Genomic DNA, 19,411 nt, shown 5'->3' with positions numbered 1-19,411 from the left:
CATGCCGCTTGGCCAGCAGCACCAGCTTCTTGCGGGCCACCTCCAGCAGACGGCTGTCGGTCGGATAAGCGATCGCCTTTTCCTGCACCGTGGTATCCACGATCACCCGCGACAACTCGCGTGCGTCCACCGCCTGCATGGCATGCGCGGCGTTGATGGTGTGCGCCAGCAACTCTTCCATCCCCGCTTCGCCAAGCCGCTGCCGCCAACGCGTCAGCGAGCTGGCATCGCACGGCAAGCGCGTCTGGAACACGACCTCGCCAGTGAAAAACTGCCAGTACGGATTTTCCAGCCAACGCTCGCACACCGCTTCATCGGACAGGTCGTAGGCGTGCTTGAGGTAGAGCAAACCAGCGATCAGCCGCACCGGCAATGCCGGCCGACCGCCACCGGCCGGGGTGGCCGGCAAGCGCGATGAAAGTGCTTGCTCCAACGCCGTCCACGGCATCCGTTGGCTCAGCTGCGCCAGCGGATGCTGCAGATCGATCTGATTCTCCAGACGCGAACGGAACAACTCGTCGGCGGGTCTGTCTTCGGCAGCAGGACGGCGTGTACGCATGGGCGGAAATTGCAAGAAACCAGCCTTCAGCGTAGCGAACACTGGTAGTTTTAGCACGCCGGTGCAGACATCAAGGCCTTGCGGTCGTTGGGTGGTTGGGGTTTTTCAGGGGCGACTAATTGACGTTCGTCAGTAGCGAACTGGCCGCTGCAAACAGCGCGTTGTTGCCTGTATCTACTTGGCGTTGAAGCTGCTGGTCTCGCGCCAGCGGCGCGTGGTGCGCTGGAAAAACAGGCTATTGGGTACCTGTAACACGCTGCCGGTACGGTCGCCGGTTTCTTCCAGCGTGGTGTAGATCACGTTGATATCGATCACGCGTCCCTTCAAGCCCGGTTTGTCGCCACCTTCAAGTAGCTCGATGTGGTCATGCAGCCGAAACGGGCGCGTTGTGATGATCAGGAACGTGCAGAAAATATTGGAAAGCACACTCCATGCGGCGAAGAACGCCACTGCGCCGACGGCTGCAAACCCTGTAAATGCGGTCCATAAGGTGCCGCTCGAGAAACCGAGGACCCGTAGCACCATCAATAAGGCACTGACCGAAATGATGAAGCTACCAACGCGGCGGATACCGATCATCATTTCGGCAGGCACGCTGTAACGCGCACACAGGCGCCGCAGCAGTTGCCGTAGCAGCAGCCGTGCCAACGCGGCAACAGCCAGAATCAGCACGATCTTGACCGTGGGTTCCGCAATCGCCAGCCACTCCGGATTCCAGGGGGGCAACAGGCTGCGGATCATGGCGGGCAAGGCGTCGGGCGCGGACATCACATCATGCAGGGTCGAAGAGGCGTCCATTGTAACGGGGCGTCCCTTGTGCTGTAGGTGCGCAGGGTAAATACCTACTCATCTGCGAATGCAGGCAATGCTGAAATGCACGAGCGAGCGGGGGCGCATTTCCTTCAGAAGCTGGCTCCGGCAGCAACACAAAAATTCCGCTCAGGTCTAAACCTATTCGTCGTCCGAGGCATCCAAGTGGATATGCTCGACATCTCCATGCCCATCGATGCCCCATCCAGCGAGAGTCCCGCCGACCGCGACGATGTGACGTTGGCGCGTGCGGCGGCACTGGGAGACTGCGCTGCCTATGAGGCGATTTATCGCCGTCACGCACCACGCCTGTATGCGCTGGTGTGGCGCCTTTGCGGCGGCAACGCAGCCCGCGCCGATGATGTGCTGCAGGACACCTTCATCGCGGCATGGAAGGCATTGCGCAGTTCCGTTTCCAAAGCGCGCTGGGCACCTGGCTACATCGCCTGGCCGTCAATACTGCGTTGATGAAGCTATGCGCGCGCTCGGCATCCAGTGACCACATGGTTGACGCCGCCGACGGCGACGGACGCGCGGCAGCGGCCGGCCCCAGTCGCTGCCAATCGACACACATGGACCTGGAGCGTGCCCTGGAAGCGCTGCCGCCACGAGCGCGCGCCGTGCTGGTGCTGCACGACATCGAAGGCTGGAAACATCAGGAAATTTCCGACGAACTGCGCATGGCGGTTGGCAATTCCAAGGCACACCTGCATCGCGCGCCTAGCTTGCTGCGTGCGCGGCTTGGAGACAACGCATGAATCACACACAGCATGATCGCGACCAGGAAGACGATGCCGGCCTGCTCGCGCAGTTGCAGGCACTCCCGTCGCAGCGCCCGCCACCGCCGCAGATGTGGGAGCGTATCGCGCCTGCGTTGACGGACCACTCCAATGTGATTGCCTTGGTGCCGATGCGTCGGCGCGGCTGGATCCTGCAGGCAGCGGGGCTGGCGCTGGCCGCTGTAGTGGCGCTCGTCGCCATCGCACCGGGTATCGATCGGCAGGCACCGCCGCCAGCTGCAGCGCAACCAGTGCTGGTGACGCAAGCGCAGGCGTTGGCCGAGCATTACCAACAGGCCATCGCCGATGTACCGGTGCAGCAGGTACCCGTCGACTTACTGCCGGCACTCGATGAGCTGGATCGCAGCACGCAGGCCATCCATGCGCCATCGCGCAGAGCCCGCGTTCTGCATTTTTGTTGTCGCAATTGCAGCGCGCCTACGCGAAACGATTGCAACTGACCCGTCTCGCCTGCGAAGGCGAGGCATCCTTTCCAAGCTGAGGAGCACCGCCATGCGTTATGCCCATCTTTCCCTGCTACTGCTGGCAGCGTTCTGCGCGATGCCCGCAGCGGCGCAAACGGCGGTCAAGCAAAGTCATCCGTTGGCGCGCGGCGGACGTGTGGAGTTGGAAAACATCGCCGGCAGCATCCGCGTGCGCGGCTGGGATCGCGATGAGGTGGCCTTGACCGGCAGCCTGGGCGAAGGCCAACGGCTGCAGGTGGACGAAAGCTTCAACCGGCTGCACCTCGAGGTAATCTACCCGCGCAATAGCCGCAACAGAAAAGGCGCCGAACTGGAGTTGCGGCGCGGTGCTGCAGGTGGATGCGGTGAGCGCTGCGGTGGATGTTGATCAGGTCGATCTGGCGCGGCTGCAGCTCAAATCTGTCAGTGGCGACGTGGTGGCTGCCGGGCGTGCCAAGGAGGCGCAGCTGGAAACGGTCAGTGGCGCATTGCGCAGCACGGTGAGTAGCGGGCGGATGACCTTGGGCACGGTGAGCGGGCAGCTCAATGCGCCGGCCGGCGCCAGCGGTTGGTAGCAGTCGAGTCCGTTTCCGGCGATATCCGTCTCGATGCCGGCCAGGTATCGCAATTGCGTGCGCAGAGCGTGTCCGGGGCAACCGCGCTCACCGTGGCATGGCTGGCGCCGGGCGGCAGCATTGCGGCGGAGAGTGTCAGTGGCACGATGACGCTGGGGGTGCCGCGCAATCTGTCGGCAGCGCTGGATGTCGATGTCTTCAGCGGCGATATCCGCTCGGTCGCGGGCAATGTGGAACGGCGGGAGTACGGCCCCGGCAAACACCTCAAGGCGACGCTGGGGGCCGGCAATGGCGACGTCAAACTGGAGTCGCATTCGGGCTCGGTGCGTATCGATTACACCAACTAAGTCCGCAAACAGAGCGTGCCACCTTGCGGTGGCACGTTGGTACAACACTCCAGCTTTGCGGCAATACTCAACGGCGGCTGACACCACTGCGGCGCGATGGCCTGTGGACACGCGGCAGCTGCTGGGAACCCACGCCTACCTCAGGGCCATTTGCCGCGTGTCCTTCGCTGCTTAAGCGATCTTGTCGCCGTCGTTGCGTGCCGGGCCGAAGTTGGTGGTGAGCACTTCGATCCGGCCGCCGGTCTTGCGGAACGCGGCGATATCGGCTGCGATGCGCTCACGACTGAGCGGCTGCGACTTGCCTTCGCTGCGAGCGATGCTGGGCTGGGATTTCTGCTTGGTCGCGGGACGTGCCATGTGGCCTCCTGTAGCGGGGAAGTGCGGTGACACCGCGTGCGGCTAGGGTGGCGCGCGCGGAAGCGGTGTCGAGAGTGCGACGGCGTTCGGTGCGCAATCGCGGTGGCACAGCGTGCGTGCCGTTGCAGACAAGACGGCGGTGCGTCAAGCAGCAACCGCGCATTATAGGGGGTCTGATGCCCGGGTGTGTTAACCGTCCGACAGACGGGCTTGCTGCGCGGCTGCCCAGGCCAGGCCCTGGACCACGCCGAAGGACGGGTCGCCATGCACCAGGCGCGATTCCGGGAATGCGGCAGCCACGGTGTCGCGGATATAACCGGCGCGCGACATGCCGCCGGTGAGGAATACCGTCGCCGGTGCGGTGGTCATGTCAGCGCGCACCTGCGCCAGCAGGCTTTCCAGTTCGCCGAGATAGTTGGAAGCGGACGCAACCAGTGCATTGGCCTGCACCTCCACACCCAGCCCGCGTTCGATGAACTCTAACGGCGCCTGGTGGTGGTCCAGCTCGCTGAGCGCGATCTTGCAGGCCTCCACGCCGCGATACAGACGCGCGGTATTGCCGGTGTCCTGCAAGGCCTGCAGGCGCTTGTCGAAGGGGGCAGGAACGTCCTGATACTTGTGCAGACGGAATTCGCGCTGGCGGGTCATGTCCTGCACCATCGCCGCCTCCACGTAATGGTGGGTCGGCACGCGGGTGATGCCGCGACCGAACAGCGGCATATAGGCAGCCAGGCTCAGTGCCAGATCGATATCGGTACCGCCGCGTGCGATACCCCAGGCCCGGTGCACCTGCGGCGCAGCGCTGCCGCCCACGCTGGCATGGGCAACGTCGGTGGTACCGCCGCCGATATCCACCACCACGGTGTCGTGGCGGCTGTCGTGACTGACGTGGTAATGCATCGCGGCTGCTGCGGGTTCTTCGAGAAAATCCACGCTGTCGAAACCGGCTGCGATCGCGGCGGTCTGCAGGATTTCCAGCGCCTGCGCGTTGCCGGCTTCGCCGATCGAACTGCGAAATTGCACCGGGCGGCCCAGGGTGGCGTGACGGATGTTGATGTCGAACTGGCGCGAGGCAGTCAGCCGGATGTGCTCCAGCACATGCGTGGCGATACCGGTGATGGTCTGGCGCGCCCGCGGATGCAGGTTGTAGCCGAGCATCGACTTGGGGCTTTGTACCAGGCTGCCTTCGCCTTCGAGAAAATAGGCGTCCAGCGCCTCGTCGCCATAGACCGCGTTTTGCAGCAGGGCGGCGGAGCTGCGTGGCTCGCGCACCTGCTCCTCCATCCATTGCCGTCGCACGATGCGGATCGCATCGCGGCGCAAGCTGTCATTGTTGGGAGTGCGGCCAGCGGCCACTGCATCGCGGCGGCCCGAGTCGATCAGCCGCTCTACTTCGTATTCCAGCGCTGGTGTAAGGCTGAAGTCGTCCGGGTCGCGCATGGTCTCCGGGAAGTACACCGTGGTGCGGAACTGCAAGGCCTCGCCGAAGCGTACCGGCACCACGTGCCCATCGACGATCGCCGCGGCGGCGGAGTTGCTGGTACCGAAGTCGATGCCGAGTTTCATGCAGACGGGCCTGGAGAGCGGGCCGCGCACTTTACTACGGCGACCGCACCGGCCGTCGAGACCGGCATCAAGACGCGCGTTACTACCCAAGCACGGCAGCACCGCGCCGCAGCCATCCAGGCGTGCGGCGCGTGTTGGGTCAGGCCGCCAGGTCGGCCACGTGACCGTCGTTCAGTTCTTGAGTGGTGGCCTCGCGCACCGCCACCACTTCCACCGCAAAGTGCAGGGCTTGCCCGGCCAGCGGGTGATTGCCGTCCACGGTAACTTTGTCCGGGCCAACTTCGGTCACGGTGACCAAGACGGGGCCTTGCTGCGTGCGCGCTTCGAACTGCACGCCGGGTACCACCTTGACATCGGTTGGAAACGCGTCGCGTGGCACATGCTGGATGAGCTGCTCGTGGCGCGGGCCGTAGCCCTGTTCGGGTATCACGTCGGCAGTGAGCGTGTCGCCCAGCCGCTTGCCTTCCAGCGCCTGTTCCAGGCCGGGCACGATGTTGCCGGCGCCATGCAGATAGCTCAGCGGCGTCTCGGGCGTGGAGCGGTCGATGACCTGGCCGCTGTCGCCGGAAAGGGTGTAGTGAATGGTCGCAACGCGACCCTGGCTGATTTCCATTGGAAACCTCCATGACGGTGATCAAGGGGAATGCATCGGCTCATTCACGATGCGAAGAGATACTGCACCCACACCGTAGGCAATCGCACTGGATCATGCAACCGCAGCCGGGATTGCGGTTGAGGCGGGGATCAGTTTGGTGCAGTCACTGTCACAAGCGCATGCGTCATTCGGCTATGCCGGTCCGCAAAAGCAGTAGAGGTGATGTGGGCACGGCTACCAATCGCGGCTACATCGATCATTCGCGGCAGCATGGGTGCTTGACCATGTCGCGCCTGACGTGTGAAAAAACACGTGTGCAGACGGCTCATGGCCACACGCCGTTGCGTCGCTTAGTCCGTCTTCGCGCCGCTCTCGATCTGCGCACGCCTGGCACGCCAGGTTTCCGGAGTTTGCGGTTTGATGAACAGGGCGGTGAGTTCGGGGTGCTGCTGTTTGGCCGCCGCTTCAATTCGCCCGACACAGGCCTCGATTTGCGGCGTGGTGCGGCTGTCTTCGAATTCGGCGCTCAATGCAGCAACCACTTGGTTGGGCCCCATTTGCATGGTGAGCACGCCATTGGCAGCACGCACGTCCGGGTCGCTGGCGGCGATGCGCAGCAGCGAGTCGGTCACATGCGCATGCGCCGGTTCGCCGATCAGCAGGCCCTTGGTTTCGCGCGCAAGCAGGAAGGCGGTGAATGCCAGTACACCGGCAATGCCGATCGAGGCGATGCCGTCGAGTTCTGGCATGTCGAACAGCTGCGCGCCGGCCAGACCCAGCAGCGCCATCAGCAGGCCGATCAACGCAGCGCTGTCTTCCAGCAACACAGTGAAGGTGCTGGGATCCTTGCTTTGACGAAACGCCTGGAAATAGCCCATGCGGCCCTTTTTGGAGCGAAATTCGCGCAACGCCACCACCCACGAAATGCCTTCGAACACGATCGACACGCCAAGCACAATGTAGGCAAGCAGATGACTCTTGGCCGGTTCCGGGTTGCGCAGATGCACGATGCCTTCGTACAGCGACACGCCAGCGCCCATCGCGAAGACCAACAGCGCGACGATGAAACTCCAGAAATACAGCTCGCGTCCGTAGCCGAATGGATGCGTGGGTGTGGGCGGCTGCGCGGCGCGGCGCAAGCCATACAACAGCAGCACTTCGTTGATGGTGTCCACCAGCGAATGCACGCCTTCGCTGAGCATTGCCGAGCTGCCGGAAATGCCGGCGGCGATGAACTTGGCGACGGCAATGGCCAGGTTGCCGGCCAGCGCCACGTAGACAACCAGATGCGAGCCTTTGGGCTTGCCTGGGCTCTTGCCGCTTGCAGCCGCGGCGGCATCGTGGGCGTTACCGGAGTCTGCGGTTGCGCGCGGGGGATTGGGGGCTGGCTGATTTGACACGCGCGACCTGCGGGGTATTCGACAAGCGCCGCACTATCGCGCTATCGCCGTGCCGGGTGCGTGATCGCGCGGTTGGGCGGCTACAATCCACGCCCACTTCGATCAAGGAATTGCATGTCCACCGTCCCCGCCTGTCCGCAATGCGGCCTGGAGAACACCTATCTCGACGGTGCGATGTCGATCTGCGCCGACTGTGGCTTCGAATGGAGCGCCGGCGACGCCGAGGCAAACACGACGATGGTGCGCGACAGCAACGGCAACGTGCTGCAGGCCGGCGATACGGTAACCGTGATTAAGAGCAGCTAACAAAACTACTGCGCAACCGCCAGGCGGGCGCGGCCTGTGCTCGGAATCCTCATGTACCACTCGTACACTGCGGTTCCTGCGCGCCGTCCGCGCCCACCTGACGGCTGCTCGCTACGTTTTGTTAGCCGCTCTAAGGATATGAAGGTCAAAGGCTCGTCGATTCCGCTCAAGCAGGGCACGGTGATCCGCAATATCCGCCTGGTCGAAGACGATGCCGAGCACATCGAAGGTAATTCCGAAAAGATCAAGGGCCTGGTGTTGAAGACCTGTTTCCTGCGCAAGGCGTAAGTGTGTCTCAGTGACTGCGCTTACCGCCAGGCACCGCGGTCGGTGCTCGGTACGGCATGGTCCACTCGCAGGTTGCGCCCTTGGACGCCGTCCATGCTTAGCTGACGACTGCCTTATCCCTACTGGTAGCTGCCTCAAGCGGCGAAGCGCGATTTGCCAGTGTAGGAGCGCGCATGCGCGCGATGCGGCCTTCTCGGTAACACTGCATCCAGCGGCGGCTCGCCGTTAACGTGCGATGTCGCTCCGAATGGCGGGCGCTCGCAGATGGGTGGTGAAGGCCGGCTGCGCTAATCGCGCGGATACACCGCTGCTACCATGCAGTTCTGCCACATGCGCGACAACATGCCGCCGCACATGCTGCTGAGATCACCTTCCGCACCAGCCCCCACGCGTGCGCCGGCGATGCCGATTTCGTCGAGCACATCGACCTTGTCGCCCGGATTGCCGCAGATCGCATACAAGCCCATGCCGGAGATGAAGCGGATGGATGGAGCGCCGCTGAGTTCACGACAGCTGTCCATCAATTCAACCCGGTAATGACGGTGTGTGCCAGGATGGCGCGGCGACACTTCCACCACCAGGCCCTGGCCGTTTACGACCAGGAGCGCAGCATGCTGGGATTGAAGCAGTAGCTGGAGGAACCGGCGAAATTGCGGCGGCGCGCCTCGCGCACGCTGATGCGTTCCAGCGTTGGCACGCCGTCGTGGTCGTGTTGACGCCCAGGGCTGGCGTAGTCGCGTGCGGTGAGTGGGGCGACCTGGTCGATCGCGCAACCCTGCTGACCGGTGCTGACATACGCTTGTGCGCCATTGCAGACCCAGCCGTTTGCAGCCAACAGGCTGGCATCCGGTTGTGCGGCCAGTTGCGGGCAGTCCTGCGACAACTGCAGGCGGAATAGCCGTCCATCGCGCTCGGCAACTGCCAAGATACGCGCGTCGGCCTGATGCAATTCGGCAACCTGGCGTGCGTCCAGGCAGTCGGCACTGGGCGCCACTGGTCACTGCATTGGTGCCGATGCAGCAGGCAAGCCACAGCCAAAAACCGTGCTACCGAGCAGAACTGCAACGATCACGCACATCCTTGGCAATGAGGTTGTTGCATCATCCGCCCGCGTTGGCGTGCTGGTAATCGCGACGGTAGCGTGCATTGCGGCGAACCGCGAGTGGTGATGTGGTGCTTCGCGGTGAAGATCAGAGGCGCAGTGGCGACGCGTGTCAGTCGCGCATGGCAATCAGCAAAAACGAAAGGAAAAAAACGCAACGCCGGATACGCGATGCGGCATGCAGGCTTCTAAATACATCCCACTTCACGAACGCTGAGGGTATGTCATAGCGCCCATGTGCAAGGCGCTACGAGCGGTCTGTTTGCAAGGCAAGCAACTACGTATCCGGCAGCAGCAAGCATGCAGTGCATGTGCCATGCCGCATAGAGAGCGCACCGTGCCGGCTGGCAAGGTGCGTTCGCGTGGTCAGCGGCTGATCAAACGATCACTCCGGCAATGCGGGGTAATCGGTATAGCCCTTGGCACCGCCGCCGTACATCGTGGCTTGGTCGAGCTCGGCCAGCGGCGCGTTCTCGCGCAGGCGACGCACCAGATCCGGGTTGGCGATGAAGGGACGTCCGTAGGCGATCGCATCGGCATAGCCGCTGCTGATGGCGTGTTCGGACATGCCGCGGTCATAGCCGTTGTTGGCGATCCAGGCGCCGTCGAACTTGCCGCGCAACGCGGCGTAGTCGAAAGCGATGTTGTCGCGCGGGCCGCCGGTGGCACCTTCGATCACGTGCACGAAGGCCAGCCCGCCGATCAGGTTGAGGCGCTCGACCGCACGCTCGAACAGCGGCTGCGGGTCGGAGTCGTGCGCGCCATACACGGGGGTCACTGGCGACAAGCGCACGCCGGTGCGGTCGGCACCGATTTCATCGGCGATTGCCTGCACCACTTCGGCAAGCAGGCGGGTGCGGTTTTCGATATCGCCGCCATAGGCGTCGGTGCGCTGGTTGGAGCTGTCGCGCAGGAACTGGTCGAGCAAGTAGCCGTTGGCCGCATGCACTTCCACGCCGTCGAAGCCGGCATCGATCGCGTTGCGCGCCGCGATGCGGTAGTCCTCGATCAAGCCGGGGATTTCTTCCAATGCCAGTGCGCGCGGCTCGGACACATCCTCAAAGCCGTTCTTGGTGAAAGTCTTGCCTTCCGCGCGGATGGCGCTGGGCGCAACCGGCACTTCGCCCGGCGGCAGCACGCTAGTGTGTGAGACACGGCCCACATGCCACAGCTGCAGCACGATCTTGCCGCCGCGGCGATGCACTTCGTCAGTGACGGCGCGCCAGCCCTGGATCTGTTCCTTGGTGTAGATGCCGGGCGTGTCGAGGTAGCCCTGGCCCAGCGGACTGATCTGGGTGCCTTCGGCCACAATCAGGCCGGCGGTGGCGCGCTGGCCGTAATACTCGGCAGCAAGCGGCGAGGGCACCTGACCGGCGATGGCGCGGTTACGCGTCAGCGGGGCCATGATCACGCGGTTGGCAAGATCCAGCGCGCCCAGGCGCACCGGGAAGAACAAGGGGGATTCAGTGGATTTGGACATCAGCAACCAGTCGATTTGATCACGCGCCAGGCGCGACGCCGCGTCGATCGCGGTGCCCCATAGCGATGGTGGCGCACTCATGCAGTTTCGAGCGATGCAGATAGGACACAGCGTCCCCATCGCGTTGAAAGCGATGTAACTGTGATGGGTTGGGCGATTGCGCTGAACCGACCTGGTGTCGCGCTTTCCTGCTCTATTGCATTGCACAATAATAGACCGCCCCGCCATCACCGGAGTCGGGCATGACCGATACCGATCTTTCTTCGCCACGCGTGTCCCGGCGCGATTACGTGCTGATCCTGCTTGCGCTGGCGATGGGCGGCTTTGCGATCGGCATCAGCGAATTCTCCACCATGGGCCTGATGACGCAGATTGCGCAGGGCTTGCAGATCAGCGAGCCGCAGGTCGGCCACGTCATCAGCGCATATGCATTGGGCGTGGTGGTCGGTGCGCCATTGCTGGCGATTTTGGGAGCGCGCTGGCGGCGGCGCACCTTGTTGCTGCTGTTGATGGTGTTCTATGCGCTTGGCAACGTGGCCAGCGCCTTGGCGCCGAGCTACCACACGATGCTGCTGTGCCGCTTTATCGCCGGGTTGCCGCATGGCGCGTACTTCGGCGTTGCATCCTTGGTCGCCGCATCGATCAGCCCGCCCAATCAACGTGCCACTGCAGTGGGGCGGGTGTTGTTGGGCTTGAGCGTTGCGCTGCTGGTGGGCAACCCGCTGGCGACCTGGCTGGGGCAAATTGTGAGCTGGCGTTGGGCGTATGCCTCGGTGTCGGTGATTGCGCTGGGTACGGTCGCAGCTGTGGCGATCCTGCTGCCACCGCAGCCCGATGAGCCGCGGCAGCAGCCGCTGCGCGAATTGCGGGCGTTCAATCAGCCACAGGTGTGGCTGGCATTGGCGATCGGTGCAGTTGGGTTCTCCGGCATGTTCTGCGTCTTCAGTTACCTCGCGCCGACGTTGACTGCGGTGACCGGCGTGACCGCAGCGCGCATTCCATTGGCAATGGTGGCGTTTGGCTTAGGCGGGGTGCTGGGGAGCATCCTGGGCGGTTGGTTGTTCGACCGTATGCAGTTCCGTGCGGTGCCGGTATTGCTGGTGTGGTCGGTGGTGGTGATGTTGACGTTTCCGCTGGCCGCGCAGTCAGAGGTATGGGTGTTCGTATCCATCGTGGCGGTCGGCACCATGGGGGCATTGGCGCCTGCCTTGCAGACACGCTTGATGGATGTGGCGGCAGACGCGCAGACCCTGGCCGCAGCATCGAACCACGCAGCATTCAATACGGCCAATGCGCTTGGCCCATGGCTGGGTGGGATGGCGATCACGGCGGGTTGGGGCTGGACCTCCACCGGCTACGTTGGCGCGGTCACCGCGCTCGGCGGGTTGGTGGTGTACGCACTAGCAGTGTGGCAAGAGCGTCGCCAGCAGCGCACGGTATTGGCGAACTGGTGAGGTGGCACACGCCAATCCGGTCGTGCGCATCTGGTGCGGCAATGCCGCGCCAAGTGCTCGCACACTTGCCTCGCCGTGCAGTTGTACAGCGATGCGCGTGTTGCATCACCACAGCCATCTCACAGCCTGCCGGCGAGACTGTGCGCTCAATCAAGCGAGCCGAACAGTGTCATGACTGAATTTACTCCACCGCCGTGGAAGCGCCCGAATCCCAAAGGCAAGGCGAAGTCGACACCGTTGACCGACGCGCAGAAAGCGGCTGCCAAACAGCGTGCTGAAGAGGCGGGGCGGCCCTATCCGAATTTGGTCGACAACATGTGGGCCAGCCGTCAGCCGAAGTAATCTTGACCCGCTGTTGGCATGGATGAATTGCGATTCATCGCTTGCAATGTGGCGTGAGGATGATGCTCGCATCGCTCACATTTCAATTATGCAAACGACGCGAGGATGAGGCCGTACACAACGCAACGGCACTGCAATCAACCCATCGATTGACTCAACCGCCGCAGGCACAGTCATCGCACAGCGCAGCGTCGGTCCATCTAACAAGGAGCCACACATGAGCATTCAGAGCAAAACCGAGCACAGTCTCAACGACCTCATCGCCATCTCGCGCGACGGCAAGGACTTCTACGATGAAGCCGCAGCCAAGGTGGGCGATGCAGAGCTTGCGACGCTGTTCCGTCGCATTGCAGGCGTCAAGACCGACATCGTCAGCAGCCTGAGCAGTGTGGTCACCGCCGCTGGTGGTACGCCGGAGCAGCACGGCACCATGGTGGGCAGCATGCAGCAGTTCTACGGCAAGGTGCGCGCAACCCTGGGTGACACCAAGTACGGTTACGTGGCCGAGCTGGAAGAATCGGAAGACCGCCTGCTTAAGGCCTTTGACGAAACCATTGCCGACCAGGACACTCCGGCTGCTGCACGCGAAGCCGCGCTGCGCCTGCTGCCGGAAGTGCGCGCTTGCCACGACGTCATGCGTAACCGCAAGCATGCAATGAAGAGCGCCGCATAACCTGCGCGCTTGACCGAAGTGCATCGTCACCGATCCGATGCAGCTCCGGGGTAAAACGATAAAGGCGGAAACGGGCAGCGCGAGTTGCCCGTTTCTTTTTGTGTTGCAACAACGCGCCACAGCGCGAACTAATGCTGCAATCGCGGTTCCACGCATCGCAACACGTTTCACGTCGGCGATGCGCACGACGGCATATTCGGCAGGCAGCGGGTCTGCTAGTATCCGCCGCCCTTCTTCAGGCAGGCCCGCGTTGCGCGGTCGTGGCATCCACCCATGAAGCAACAGTTCCTGTACCTGTCATCGGCCGACGCGCAATTGTCGCTTGGGCTTGGGGAAGAGAAGACGACTGAACGGCTGTTCTTCGCGGTCATGGCCGATGCGCCCACTGCCGAGCATGCGGCGCGAATTGCAGACAGCCTGCTGCAAGGCGGGCACGCGGAAGGCAAGCCGCTGGCGCGCGAACGGCTACATGTAACCCTGCATCATCTGGGCGATTACGCCGGTGGTCTGCCGCCATCGTTGGTGAGCCGCGCCAGCCAGGCCGCGGCGCGCGTAGCGATGGATGCGTTCGCAGTGGAATTCGACCGCGTTGGCACCTTCGGTGGCAGGCGCTCGCAACTTCCCTGCGTATTGCGTGGCGAAGAGCAGGTGCGTGGGCTATACGAGCTGCAAGGCGCAGTGGGAAAGCAGCTTGCGCATGTCGGCATTGCCGGCGATGCGCAGTACACGCCACACATGACCCTGCTGTACTGCAATCAGGCGGTGCCACAACGGCGCTGCGATGCGCTTGCCTGGACCGTGCGCGACTTTGCATTGGTGCGCAGCTTCCTTGGCCAGTCGCGCTACCAGATCGAAGGCCGCTGGTCGCTGCGCTGATGTGCACGGCCGCGCGCGCACGGTAGCCTGCGCGCATGGACATTCCCTCGCCATTGCCGTTGCACGCAGACCACCTGACCGCACTCGAGCAGGCCTATGCCAAACCGCCGCGCGCCTACCACCACTTCGGCCACGTGCGCGCGGTGCTGCAGCACTATGCGCAGGTGGCCGCCGGGCCGGGCTGGCGGCAGCCGGCAGAGGTCTGGTTGGCGGTGCTGTTCCACGATGCGATCTATCAACCCGGACGCAGCGACAACGAGGCGCAATCGGCATTGATGGCGGCCGAATCCATTCCATGCTGGTGGCCGCAGGCGCAGCTGGATGTTGAGCGCGTGCAGGCGCTGATCTTGCTCACCGCCCGGCATGGGCAACTGCAACCGCAAGATGTGGATGAAGAGGCCGCGCTGTTTCTGGATTGCGACATGGCGATCCTGGCCGCGCCCGCGGCAGTGTTCGATGCCTACGATGCGGCCATCGCCGAGGAATATCGCGGGCACGTGCCCCGCCTGCTGTTCAAGCTCAATCGCCGCCGCTTCCTGGCCGGTGTGCTCAAACAACCGCGCATCTTCCTGAGCGACTACTTCCACACCCATCACGACGCTGCGGCGCGCGCCAATCTGCGCCGGCGGCTGGGGCGCTGAGTGAACCCGTAACGTCCGGGCGGTAGGCCCGGATGAGGCCGATGCGCACGCTACAATGGCCGCATGCACGACAGCGCTGCTTCCAGCCCCGACCCTCGCCCGATCGCCCCACAGCCGCCTGCACCCTACGAATGCTGCGAGAGCGGCTGCCCGCTGTGCGTGCACGATCTGTATGCCGAGGAGCTGACGCGATACCGCCAAGCCCTGGCGGCATGGGAAGCACGCCAGCCGGGTGTCAGCGGGCCAAAGGCGCAATGAGCGAATTCCTGCACTTCGCTCTGCCGCCTGGAACGATTATCTTTGAACCACTTTTCCCGATGGTGCGACATGCGACGACTTGATATGTGGAGCGCGCTCTGCGGCGCGGCGATGTTGACGCTGTCGGGCATGGCCGCCGCGCAGGCGCCGGAACCGGTCAGCCATGGTCGTTTCGAGCAGGTGCCGGTGCTGATGCCCAAGGGCGAGCCGCAACGGGTGGTGATCTGGCTGGCCGGTGCCGGCAATGCCGCCAAGCGCCAGGCCCAGGCGGAAAGCCTGCGCGCCGACGGTGCGATGGTGGCAGTGGTCGATACTGCACACCTGTACGCGGTGCTGCGTAAGGCCGGCGGTACCTGCCCGTTCTCGGTTGGCGACGTGGAAAACTTCTCGCGCTACATGCAGGCCTTCTACCACATCCCCACCTACCGCCTGCCGCTGCTGGTGGGCGATGGCGATGGCGCGGCGCTGGCCTATGCGATCGCTGCGCAATCCAAGCCGCATGTGCTGGCCGGCGTGCTGACCGACGGGCTGTGCCCAACCAACGTGTCCAACCAGGCGATCTGCCAGCCGGGTGTCAGCCCGGGCACCAACACGCTGCTGCCGCTACCGCTGCAGATTCCCTGGGTACTTGCCGCCAGCCAGGACAAACGCTGCCCCGCGGCTGCCGAAGAGGGTTTCCTCAAGCAGGTGCCGCAGGCGCGAACCTTCCGGCGGTCTGCGAAAGGCGACATCCTGCCTGGCCTGCGCGCCGCGGTGCGCTCGCTGGGCGAGCAGAAGGGCGTAGCATTGCCGCCGCCGCCAGGCGGTCTGGCCGACCTGCCGGTGGTGGAGCTGCCGGCCAAGCCAGACGGCGATAGCGACGACGACACCTTCGTGATCTTCGTCTCCGGCGATGGCGGTTGGGCCGGGCTGGACGAAGAAGTGGCTGACGCACTCGCGGCGCAGGGCATTCCGGTGGTCGGCCTGGATTCGCTGCGTTACTTCTGGACCGAGCGCACGCCGCAGGGCTTTGCCGACGACCTGGATCGCATCGCCCGCATCTATGCGCAACGTTGGGACCGTCAGCGCGTGGTGCTGATCGGTTTTTCGCAGGGCGCCGACGTGCTGCCGGCGGCCATCAACAAACTACCCGCTGCGACCAAGCAGAACCTGCGCATGACGGCACTGTTGTCGGTCGGCAAGCTGGCCGACTACGAATTCCACGTCAGCAACTGGCTGGGCTCGGACGACGAGGGCCTGCCGATCGCTCCGGAAGTACAGCGTCTGCCGGCGGGGACCACAGTGTGCATCTACGGCCAGGACGACGACGACGCGCTCTGCCCGATCCTGCCCGCAAACGTGGCCAAGCGGGTGGCGCTGCCGGGCGATCACCATTTCAAGGGCGACTACACGACCCTGGCCAAGACGATCATGGACCAGATGCACGCGCTGTCGAAGTAAGGCGCGCAACACCGGTTGCTGTGATTTGCGCGCCGACGTGTCGATGTCGGCGTCTCGACTCTGTGCGTTGCTGTCAAAGGCAACGTACAGACGTCGATTGTTCCATCCCGGTGCCGTTCTTTCAGTCGCTGCTCTTCTCTTAGCCGCTGACGATGGCACGCGTGCGAGCGACCGCAGCAACTGATGCTTTCGCTCGGGAACTGTAGTTATCAAACGCAGCGTTGGTCAGCGGCCCGGTGCCGCATCCGGTGGCGGGACACGCTGTAAATCTCTGGAAGCTCGGTGGCGGCATCCAGGCCGGCACACGGGTCCGCCCCGAATGGCACACCGCGCTTCCACGATGTGCGGCAACTTCTTGCCGAGCCAACATCTCAGGGGCTGGAATGCGCAAGAGATTTCGACATCGCATTGGTGAGCGGCTAACCAGTGCCCGCCAGACCCGCAGGTCTGGCGCCAGTGTTCCGCACGGTCTTACTCCTGCCGTCCCGGATCCGCCGAGATCAGGCGGGTGACATCCAGCAACGCGGCCGGCAGGTGCATGCCGCCGGGGGCGACCAGATAGCGCGGGCGCCAGGTCGGAGCAAACTTCGACTTGAAGCGGCGCAGACCGCTGAAGCCATAGAAACGCTCGCCATGGCGCGCGACCAGGCTGGCGAAGCGGTTCCAGCGCCCAGCAAGGCGATGCTCGGCCAGGCCGGACAACGGCGCCATGCCCAGCGAGAACCGTGTATAGCCATTGGCCTGGCCCCACAAGAACAGTTCGATGAACAGGAAATCCATGGTGCCCTTCGGTGCCTCTGTGCTGTGCCGCATCAGGTCCACCGACAGCTCGCCGCCGGCCGGCGCCCACCACACGTTGGCGAACGCCACGATCTGGCCTTCTGCCTCGGCCACTGCCACCGGGAAGCGCCGCAGGTAGTCCGCATCGAAGCTGCCCAGCGAAAAGCCTTTCTCTTCGCCGGATTTTTCTTCCAGCCACTGGTCCGAGACCTCGGCTAGCCGCGGCAGCACCTCGTTCACCTGCTCGGGCTGCAGCATGCGGAAGCTCAGGCCACCGCGCTTGCCGCGGTTCCAGGCCTGGCGCAGGTCGGCGCGGTCGCGGCCTTCCAGGGTGAAACCTTCCAGCGGCACGATCGCCTCTTCGCCCAGCTTGACCAGGGTCAGCCCCATGTCGAGATAGGTCTGCCAGTACTTTTCGCCAACCTGGTAGAACACCGGGCGCAAACCCATGTGGTCGGCCTCTTCGCGGAAGCGCCAGATCAGCGCACGCGCCACCTCCGGCGGGCCGACCGGGTCGCCCATCGAAATCAGCGAGCCGCCATAGCGTTGCATCATCACAAAGCCGCTGCTCTGCTCATCCAACAGAAACGCCTTGTCGCCGGTCAATGCCAGGCAGGCCTGGGTATCGGTGCTGGTGGCCAGAATCGGCGCCAGCGTCTGCAGCATCTGGGCGTCGGAAGCGGGCATCGGGCGGCGCCCGCCACGCAGCAGGCGCGCCATGCCGAACACGATCACGCCCACGCACAGGATCAGCGCGGCACGCAACGCACGCGGCGCATTGGCCGATGTAGCGAACTGCCACCACAAGTCGTTGCTGTATTCGACATGGCTGTAAACGAAGAACAGCAGCCAGAACGTGGCGACCAATACCAGGCCCAGGTTGCTCAGCCAGCGCCACGACCAGGCTTCGTCCAGCAGGGCGCCCTGGCGGTAAAACTCGCGCCGCGCCGCCCATAGCGCAACCGCAGCCAGCGCTGCCGACAACGACACCGAGATGTGGCTGCCGCGCAGCAGCGCCAGCGGCGGCAGCAGCAAGCACACGCCCAAGGCCAGCATCCAGGCCGCATGGCTGCGGCGCTGCAGGCCCTGGCCGATCAGCAGCAGCATCATGCCGCCCAGGCTGACCAGCAGATGCGAGGTCTCGATCAGCGGCAACGGCGCCACTTCCTGGCGCGCGCGCGGTGTCGGCAGGGTGCCGTCGATCACCAGCGCGGCACCTACCGCAAACACCGCCAGCGCCAGAATCTGCGGCAGCCAGGGGCGCAAGGCCTTCCACATGGTGCGCGCGGTGCTGGCGCTGACGCGTACCGGCGCGCGCAGCCCGGAGGCTGCTGCCATCGCCACCGAGATCAGCAGCGGAACGATGTAATACGTGACCCGGTAGGCCAGCGCCGCCGCCAGCACCGCGGCAGGGGCGACATGCGGCAGCAGCTTGAGCAGGCTCCACTCGAACACACCCAGGCCGGCCGGCACGGTGGAGATCAGACCGGCCACCACTGCCACCAGCCAGATGCCGATGAAACCGAAGTAGCCGGTGCCCGGGTCAGGCGGCAGCAGCACATAGAACGCAGCCGCGGCCAGGCCCAGCTCGACCACGCTGAGCGCGGTGACGCCCAGCACGGTAGTGCGATCTGGTAACCAGAACCGATGGCTGCGGATGCCGAACTCGCGGCCCTGTTTGCCGACCAGCACCAGCATGGCGACATAGCCAACCAGCAAGGCGATGCCGGCGATGCGGATAGCCTGCGCAGTGATCGGCAAGGCGCGTGCGGCCGCTTCCGGTTCCAACATCAACGCAAGGCCAAGCAGCACCCAGGCCCCGAAGATGAAGCCAAGCGTGCTCATTAGTACCACTTGGCCGATCTCGGCCAGGGTCAGGCCCACGCTGCCATAGCCGCGCAGACGCACGGCGCCGCCGGTGAGTGCGGCAAAGCCCAAGGTCTGCCCGACCGCATGTGCCATGAAGGCGGTAATGCCCACCCGCGCCGGATGCAGCTGCTTGCCGGTGCGCTTGAGCCCCACCCAGTCGAAGCCCACCAGGCACGCGTAGCTGCTCAGGCCGAGCAGCAGCGTCAGCGCGATCTGCCCGGCACCCAGCGCACGGAACGCATGCCGAATCTGGCGATAGCCGTGGTCGGTGAACTGCGAAGACAGCGCATGCAGAGCCATCGCCAGGATGGCCAGGCTGATGATCACCGGCAGGGCGCGACGCCAACCACTGGCGGACGTTTCGGAAGAGGCGGGAGTATCCGTCATGAGGGCAACGGGATCTGCTGAAAGGGAAGGAGGGTGCATGCACAAGGTGTGCCGCGCGCGCAT

Annotated in this window: 21 protein-coding genes, 1 other RNA gene and 3 pseudogenes; 15 read left to right on the top strand and 10 right to left on the bottom strand. The window is 64.2% G+C overall.

What is annotated here, in order from left to right:
- The coding region (locus NX05_RS06800) for a transposase (RefSeq protein WP_162231351.1) at positions 1–559 on the bottom strand (559 nt) is incomplete at its 3' end.
- 174 nt (positions 560–733) lie between these two features.
- Positions 734–1,327 (bottom strand): mechanosensitive ion channel domain-containing protein, encoded by a 594-nt coding sequence (locus NX05_RS06795; protein WP_039433859.1) that lies wholly within the window; start codon positions 1,325–1,327, stop codon positions 734–736.
- A 213-nt stretch (positions 1,328–1,540) separates the two neighbouring features.
- On the opposite strand from NX05_RS06795, the pseudogene NX05_RS06790 reads away from it, so the two are divergent.
- The 5 genes and pseudogenes from NX05_RS06790 to NX05_RS24775 all read left to right on the top strand — a co-directional run bounded on the left by NX05_RS06790 (position 1,541) and on the right by NX05_RS24775 (position 3,534).
- Positions 1,541–2,127: pseudogene (locus NX05_RS06790) on the top strand (RNA polymerase sigma factor).
- Positions 2,124–2,609 carry a hypothetical protein gene (locus NX05_RS06785; protein WP_104607641.1) on the top strand — a complete coding sequence of 162 codons (486 nt, stop codon included), beginning with the start codon at positions 2,124–2,126 and terminating at the stop codon, positions 2,607–2,609. The pseudogene NX05_RS06790 and the gene NX05_RS06785 overlap by 4 nt, the downstream one beginning before the upstream one ends.
- 52 nt (positions 2,610–2,661) lie before the next feature.
- Complete coding sequence (locus NX05_RS24785; RefSeq protein ID WP_080764539.1) at positions 2,662–3,000, top strand: hypothetical protein; 339 nt, start codon at positions 2,662–2,664, stop codon at positions 2,998–3,000.
- Positions 2,978–3,187, top strand: a complete 210-nt coding sequence (locus NX05_RS24780) for a DUF4097 domain-containing protein (protein WP_244220674.1) — start codon at positions 2,978–2,980, stop codon at positions 3,185–3,187. Before NX05_RS24785 ends, NX05_RS24780 begins: the two co-directional genes overlap by 23 nt.
- Positions 3,181–3,534 (top strand): DUF4097 family beta strand repeat-containing protein, encoded by a 354-nt coding sequence (locus NX05_RS24775; protein WP_230597655.1) that lies wholly within the window; start codon positions 3,181–3,183, stop codon positions 3,532–3,534. The genes NX05_RS24780 and NX05_RS24775 overlap by 7 nt, the downstream gene beginning before the upstream one ends.
- A gap of 171 nt (positions 3,535–3,705) precedes the next feature.
- On the opposite strand, the gene NX05_RS06775 is transcribed toward NX05_RS24775, so the two are convergent.
- From NX05_RS06775 to NX05_RS06760, 4 genes are all read right to left on the bottom strand, one after another.
- Positions 3,706–3,891 (bottom strand): hypothetical protein, encoded by a 186-nt coding sequence (locus NX05_RS06775; RefSeq protein ID WP_010366034.1) that lies wholly within the window; start codon positions 3,889–3,891, stop codon positions 3,706–3,708.
- A 189-nt stretch (positions 3,892–4,080) separates the two neighbouring features.
- Positions 4,081–5,457 (bottom strand): Hsp70 family protein, encoded by a 1,377-nt coding sequence (locus NX05_RS06770; RefSeq protein WP_039433399.1) that lies wholly within the window; start codon positions 5,455–5,457, stop codon positions 4,081–4,083.
- A gap of 139 nt (positions 5,458–5,596) precedes the next feature.
- Positions 5,597–6,070, bottom strand: coding sequence for an FKBP-type peptidyl-prolyl cis-trans isomerase (locus NX05_RS06765; protein WP_039433402.1), 474 nt, complete (start codon positions 6,068–6,070; stop codon positions 5,597–5,599).
- A 332-nt stretch (positions 6,071–6,402) separates the two neighbouring features.
- On the bottom strand, positions 6,403–7,452 hold the full coding sequence (locus NX05_RS06760) for a cation diffusion facilitator family transporter (protein WP_039433404.1): 1,050 nt from the start codon (positions 7,450–7,452) through the stop codon (positions 6,403–6,405).
- A gap of 114 nt (positions 7,453–7,566) precedes the next feature.
- On the opposite strand from NX05_RS06760, the pseudogene NX05_RS21975 reads away from it, so the two are divergent.
- The 3 genes and pseudogenes from NX05_RS21975 to NX05_RS21970 all read left to right on the top strand — a co-directional run.
- Positions 7,567–7,746: pseudogene (locus NX05_RS21975) on the top strand (alkylphosphonate utilization protein); the annotation flags it as partial.
- 63 nt (positions 7,747–7,809) lie between these two features.
- A non-coding RNA gene (locus NX05_RS06805) (sX9 sRNA) lies at positions 7,810–7,885 on the top strand.
- Between the two features lie 5 nt (positions 7,886–7,890).
- Positions 7,891–8,046 (top strand): annotated as a pseudogene (locus NX05_RS21970) (PhnA domain-containing protein); the annotation flags it as partial.
- A 287-nt stretch (positions 8,047–8,333) separates the two neighbouring features.
- Here NX05_RS21970 and NX05_RS06750 read toward each other — a convergent pair.
- From NX05_RS06750 to NX05_RS06740, 3 genes are all read right to left on the bottom strand, one after another.
- On the bottom strand, positions 8,334–8,570 hold the full coding sequence (locus NX05_RS06750; RefSeq protein ID WP_039433862.1) for a hypothetical protein: 237 nt from the start codon (positions 8,568–8,570) through the stop codon (positions 8,334–8,336).
- Positions 8,571–8,638: 68 nt separating this feature from the next.
- Positions 8,639–9,040, bottom strand: coding sequence for a hypothetical protein (locus NX05_RS06745; RefSeq protein WP_039433406.1), 402 nt, complete (start codon positions 9,038–9,040; stop codon positions 8,639–8,641).
- A 493-nt stretch (positions 9,041–9,533) separates the two neighbouring features.
- A complete protein-coding gene (locus NX05_RS06740) occupies positions 9,534–10,628 on the bottom strand; it encodes an alkene reductase (RefSeq protein ID WP_172645706.1) in 1,095 nt (364 codons plus the stop codon).
- A gap of 242 nt (positions 10,629–10,870) precedes the next feature.
- Here NX05_RS06740 and NX05_RS06735 point away from each other — a divergent pair, with 242 nt between their 5' ends.
- The 7 genes from NX05_RS06735 (at position 10,871) to NX05_RS06710 (ending at position 16,312) form a co-directional block, all read left to right on the top strand.
- Complete coding sequence (locus NX05_RS06735; protein WP_039433411.1) at positions 10,871–12,082, top strand: MFS transporter; 1,212 nt, start codon at positions 10,871–10,873, stop codon at positions 12,080–12,082.
- Positions 12,083–12,253: 171 nt separating this feature from the next.
- Complete coding sequence (locus NX05_RS24355; protein ID WP_022559751.1) at positions 12,254–12,424, top strand: hypothetical protein; 171 nt, start codon at positions 12,254–12,256, stop codon at positions 12,422–12,424.
- Positions 12,425–12,641: 217 nt separating this feature from the next.
- A complete protein-coding gene (locus NX05_RS06730; protein WP_010380460.1) occupies positions 12,642–13,097 on the top strand; it encodes a PA2169 family four-helix-bundle protein in 456 nt (151 codons plus the stop codon).
- A gap of 273 nt (positions 13,098–13,370) precedes the next feature.
- Entirely contained in the window at positions 13,371–13,973 is a 603-nt protein-coding gene (thpR, locus tag NX05_RS06725) for an RNA 2',3'-cyclic phosphodiesterase (RefSeq protein ID WP_010366055.1), read from the top strand.
- 35 nt (positions 13,974–14,008) lie between these two features.
- Complete coding sequence (locus NX05_RS06720; protein ID WP_010366057.1) at positions 14,009–14,614, top strand: HD domain-containing protein; 606 nt, start codon at positions 14,009–14,011, stop codon at positions 14,612–14,614.
- 63 nt (positions 14,615–14,677) lie between these two features.
- Positions 14,678–14,872: an oxidoreductase-like domain-containing protein gene (locus NX05_RS06715; protein WP_010366058.1), complete on the top strand. Its 195-nt coding sequence runs from the start codon at positions 14,678–14,680 to the stop codon at positions 14,870–14,872.
- A 69-nt stretch (positions 14,873–14,941) separates the two neighbouring features.
- The gene (locus NX05_RS06710) at positions 14,942–16,312 is read left to right on the top strand and encodes a virulence factor (RefSeq protein ID WP_039433415.1); all 1,371 of its coding nucleotides are present in this window, start codon (positions 14,942–14,944) and stop codon (positions 16,310–16,312) included.
- Positions 16,313–16,783: 471 nt separating this feature from the next.
- On the opposite strand, the gene mprF is transcribed toward NX05_RS06710, so the two are convergent.
- Positions 16,784–19,348, bottom strand: a complete 2,565-nt coding sequence (mprF, locus tag NX05_RS06705; RefSeq protein WP_039433419.1) for a bifunctional lysylphosphatidylglycerol flippase/synthetase MprF — start codon at positions 19,346–19,348, stop codon at positions 16,784–16,786.
- Between the last annotated feature and the right edge of the window lie 63 nt (positions 19,349–19,411).

It is taken from the genome of Xanthomonas vasicola (genome assembly GCF_000772705.2).
GTDB lineage: Bacteria > Pseudomonadota > Gammaproteobacteria > Xanthomonadales > Xanthomonadaceae > Xanthomonas > Xanthomonas vasicola.
The sequence above is the reverse complement of the archived record's forward strand: the minus strand, read 5'-3'. Positions and strand labels throughout refer to the sequence as shown.

Coding starts and splice junctions, on each gene's coding strand:
- NX05_RS06775 (WP_010366034.1), bottom strand. CDS start 3,891: ATGGCACGTCCCGCGACCAAGCAGAAATCCCAGCCCAGCATCGCTCGC.
- NX05_RS06740 (WP_172645706.1), bottom strand. CDS start 10,628: ATGTCCAAATCCACTGAATCCCCCTTGTTCTTCCCGGTGCGCCTGGGC.
- NX05_RS06715 (WP_010366058.1), top strand. CDS start 14,678: ATGCACGACAGCGCTGCTTCCAGCCCCGACCCTCGCCCGATCGCCCCA.
- NX05_RS06730 (WP_010380460.1), top strand. CDS start 12,642: ATGAGCATTCAGAGCAAAACCGAGCACAGTCTCAACGACCTCATCGCC.
- NX05_RS06795 (WP_039433859.1), bottom strand. CDS start 1,327: ATGTCCGCGCCCGACGCCTTGCCCGCCATGATCCGCAGCCTGTTGCCC.
- mprF (WP_039433419.1), bottom strand. CDS start 19,348: ATGACGGATACTCCCGCCTCTTCCGAAACGTCCGCCAGTGGTTGGCGT.
- NX05_RS24355 (WP_022559751.1), top strand. CDS start 12,254: ATGACTGAATTTACTCCACCGCCGTGGAAGCGCCCGAATCCCAAAGGC.
- NX05_RS06785 (WP_104607641.1), top strand. CDS start 2,124: ATGAATCACACACAGCATGATCGCGACCAGGAAGACGATGCCGGCCTG.
- NX05_RS06770 (WP_039433399.1), bottom strand. CDS start 5,457: ATGAAACTCGGCATCGACTTCGGTACCAGCAACTCCGCCGCCGCGGCG.
- thpR (WP_010366055.1), top strand. CDS start 13,371: ATGAAGCAACAGTTCCTGTACCTGTCATCGGCCGACGCGCAATTGTCG.
- NX05_RS06735 (WP_039433411.1), top strand. CDS start 10,871: ATGACCGATACCGATCTTTCTTCGCCACGCGTGTCCCGGCGCGATTAC.
- NX05_RS24785 (WP_080764539.1), top strand. CDS start 2,662: ATGCGTTATGCCCATCTTTCCCTGCTACTGCTGGCAGCGTTCTGCGCG.
- NX05_RS06720 (WP_010366057.1), top strand. CDS start 14,009: ATGGACATTCCCTCGCCATTGCCGTTGCACGCAGACCACCTGACCGCA.
- NX05_RS06765 (WP_039433402.1), bottom strand. CDS start 6,070: ATGGAAATCAGCCAGGGTCGCGTTGCGACCATTCACTACACCCTTTCC.
- NX05_RS06710 (WP_039433415.1), top strand. CDS start 14,942: ATGCGACGACTTGATATGTGGAGCGCGCTCTGCGGCGCGGCGATGTTG.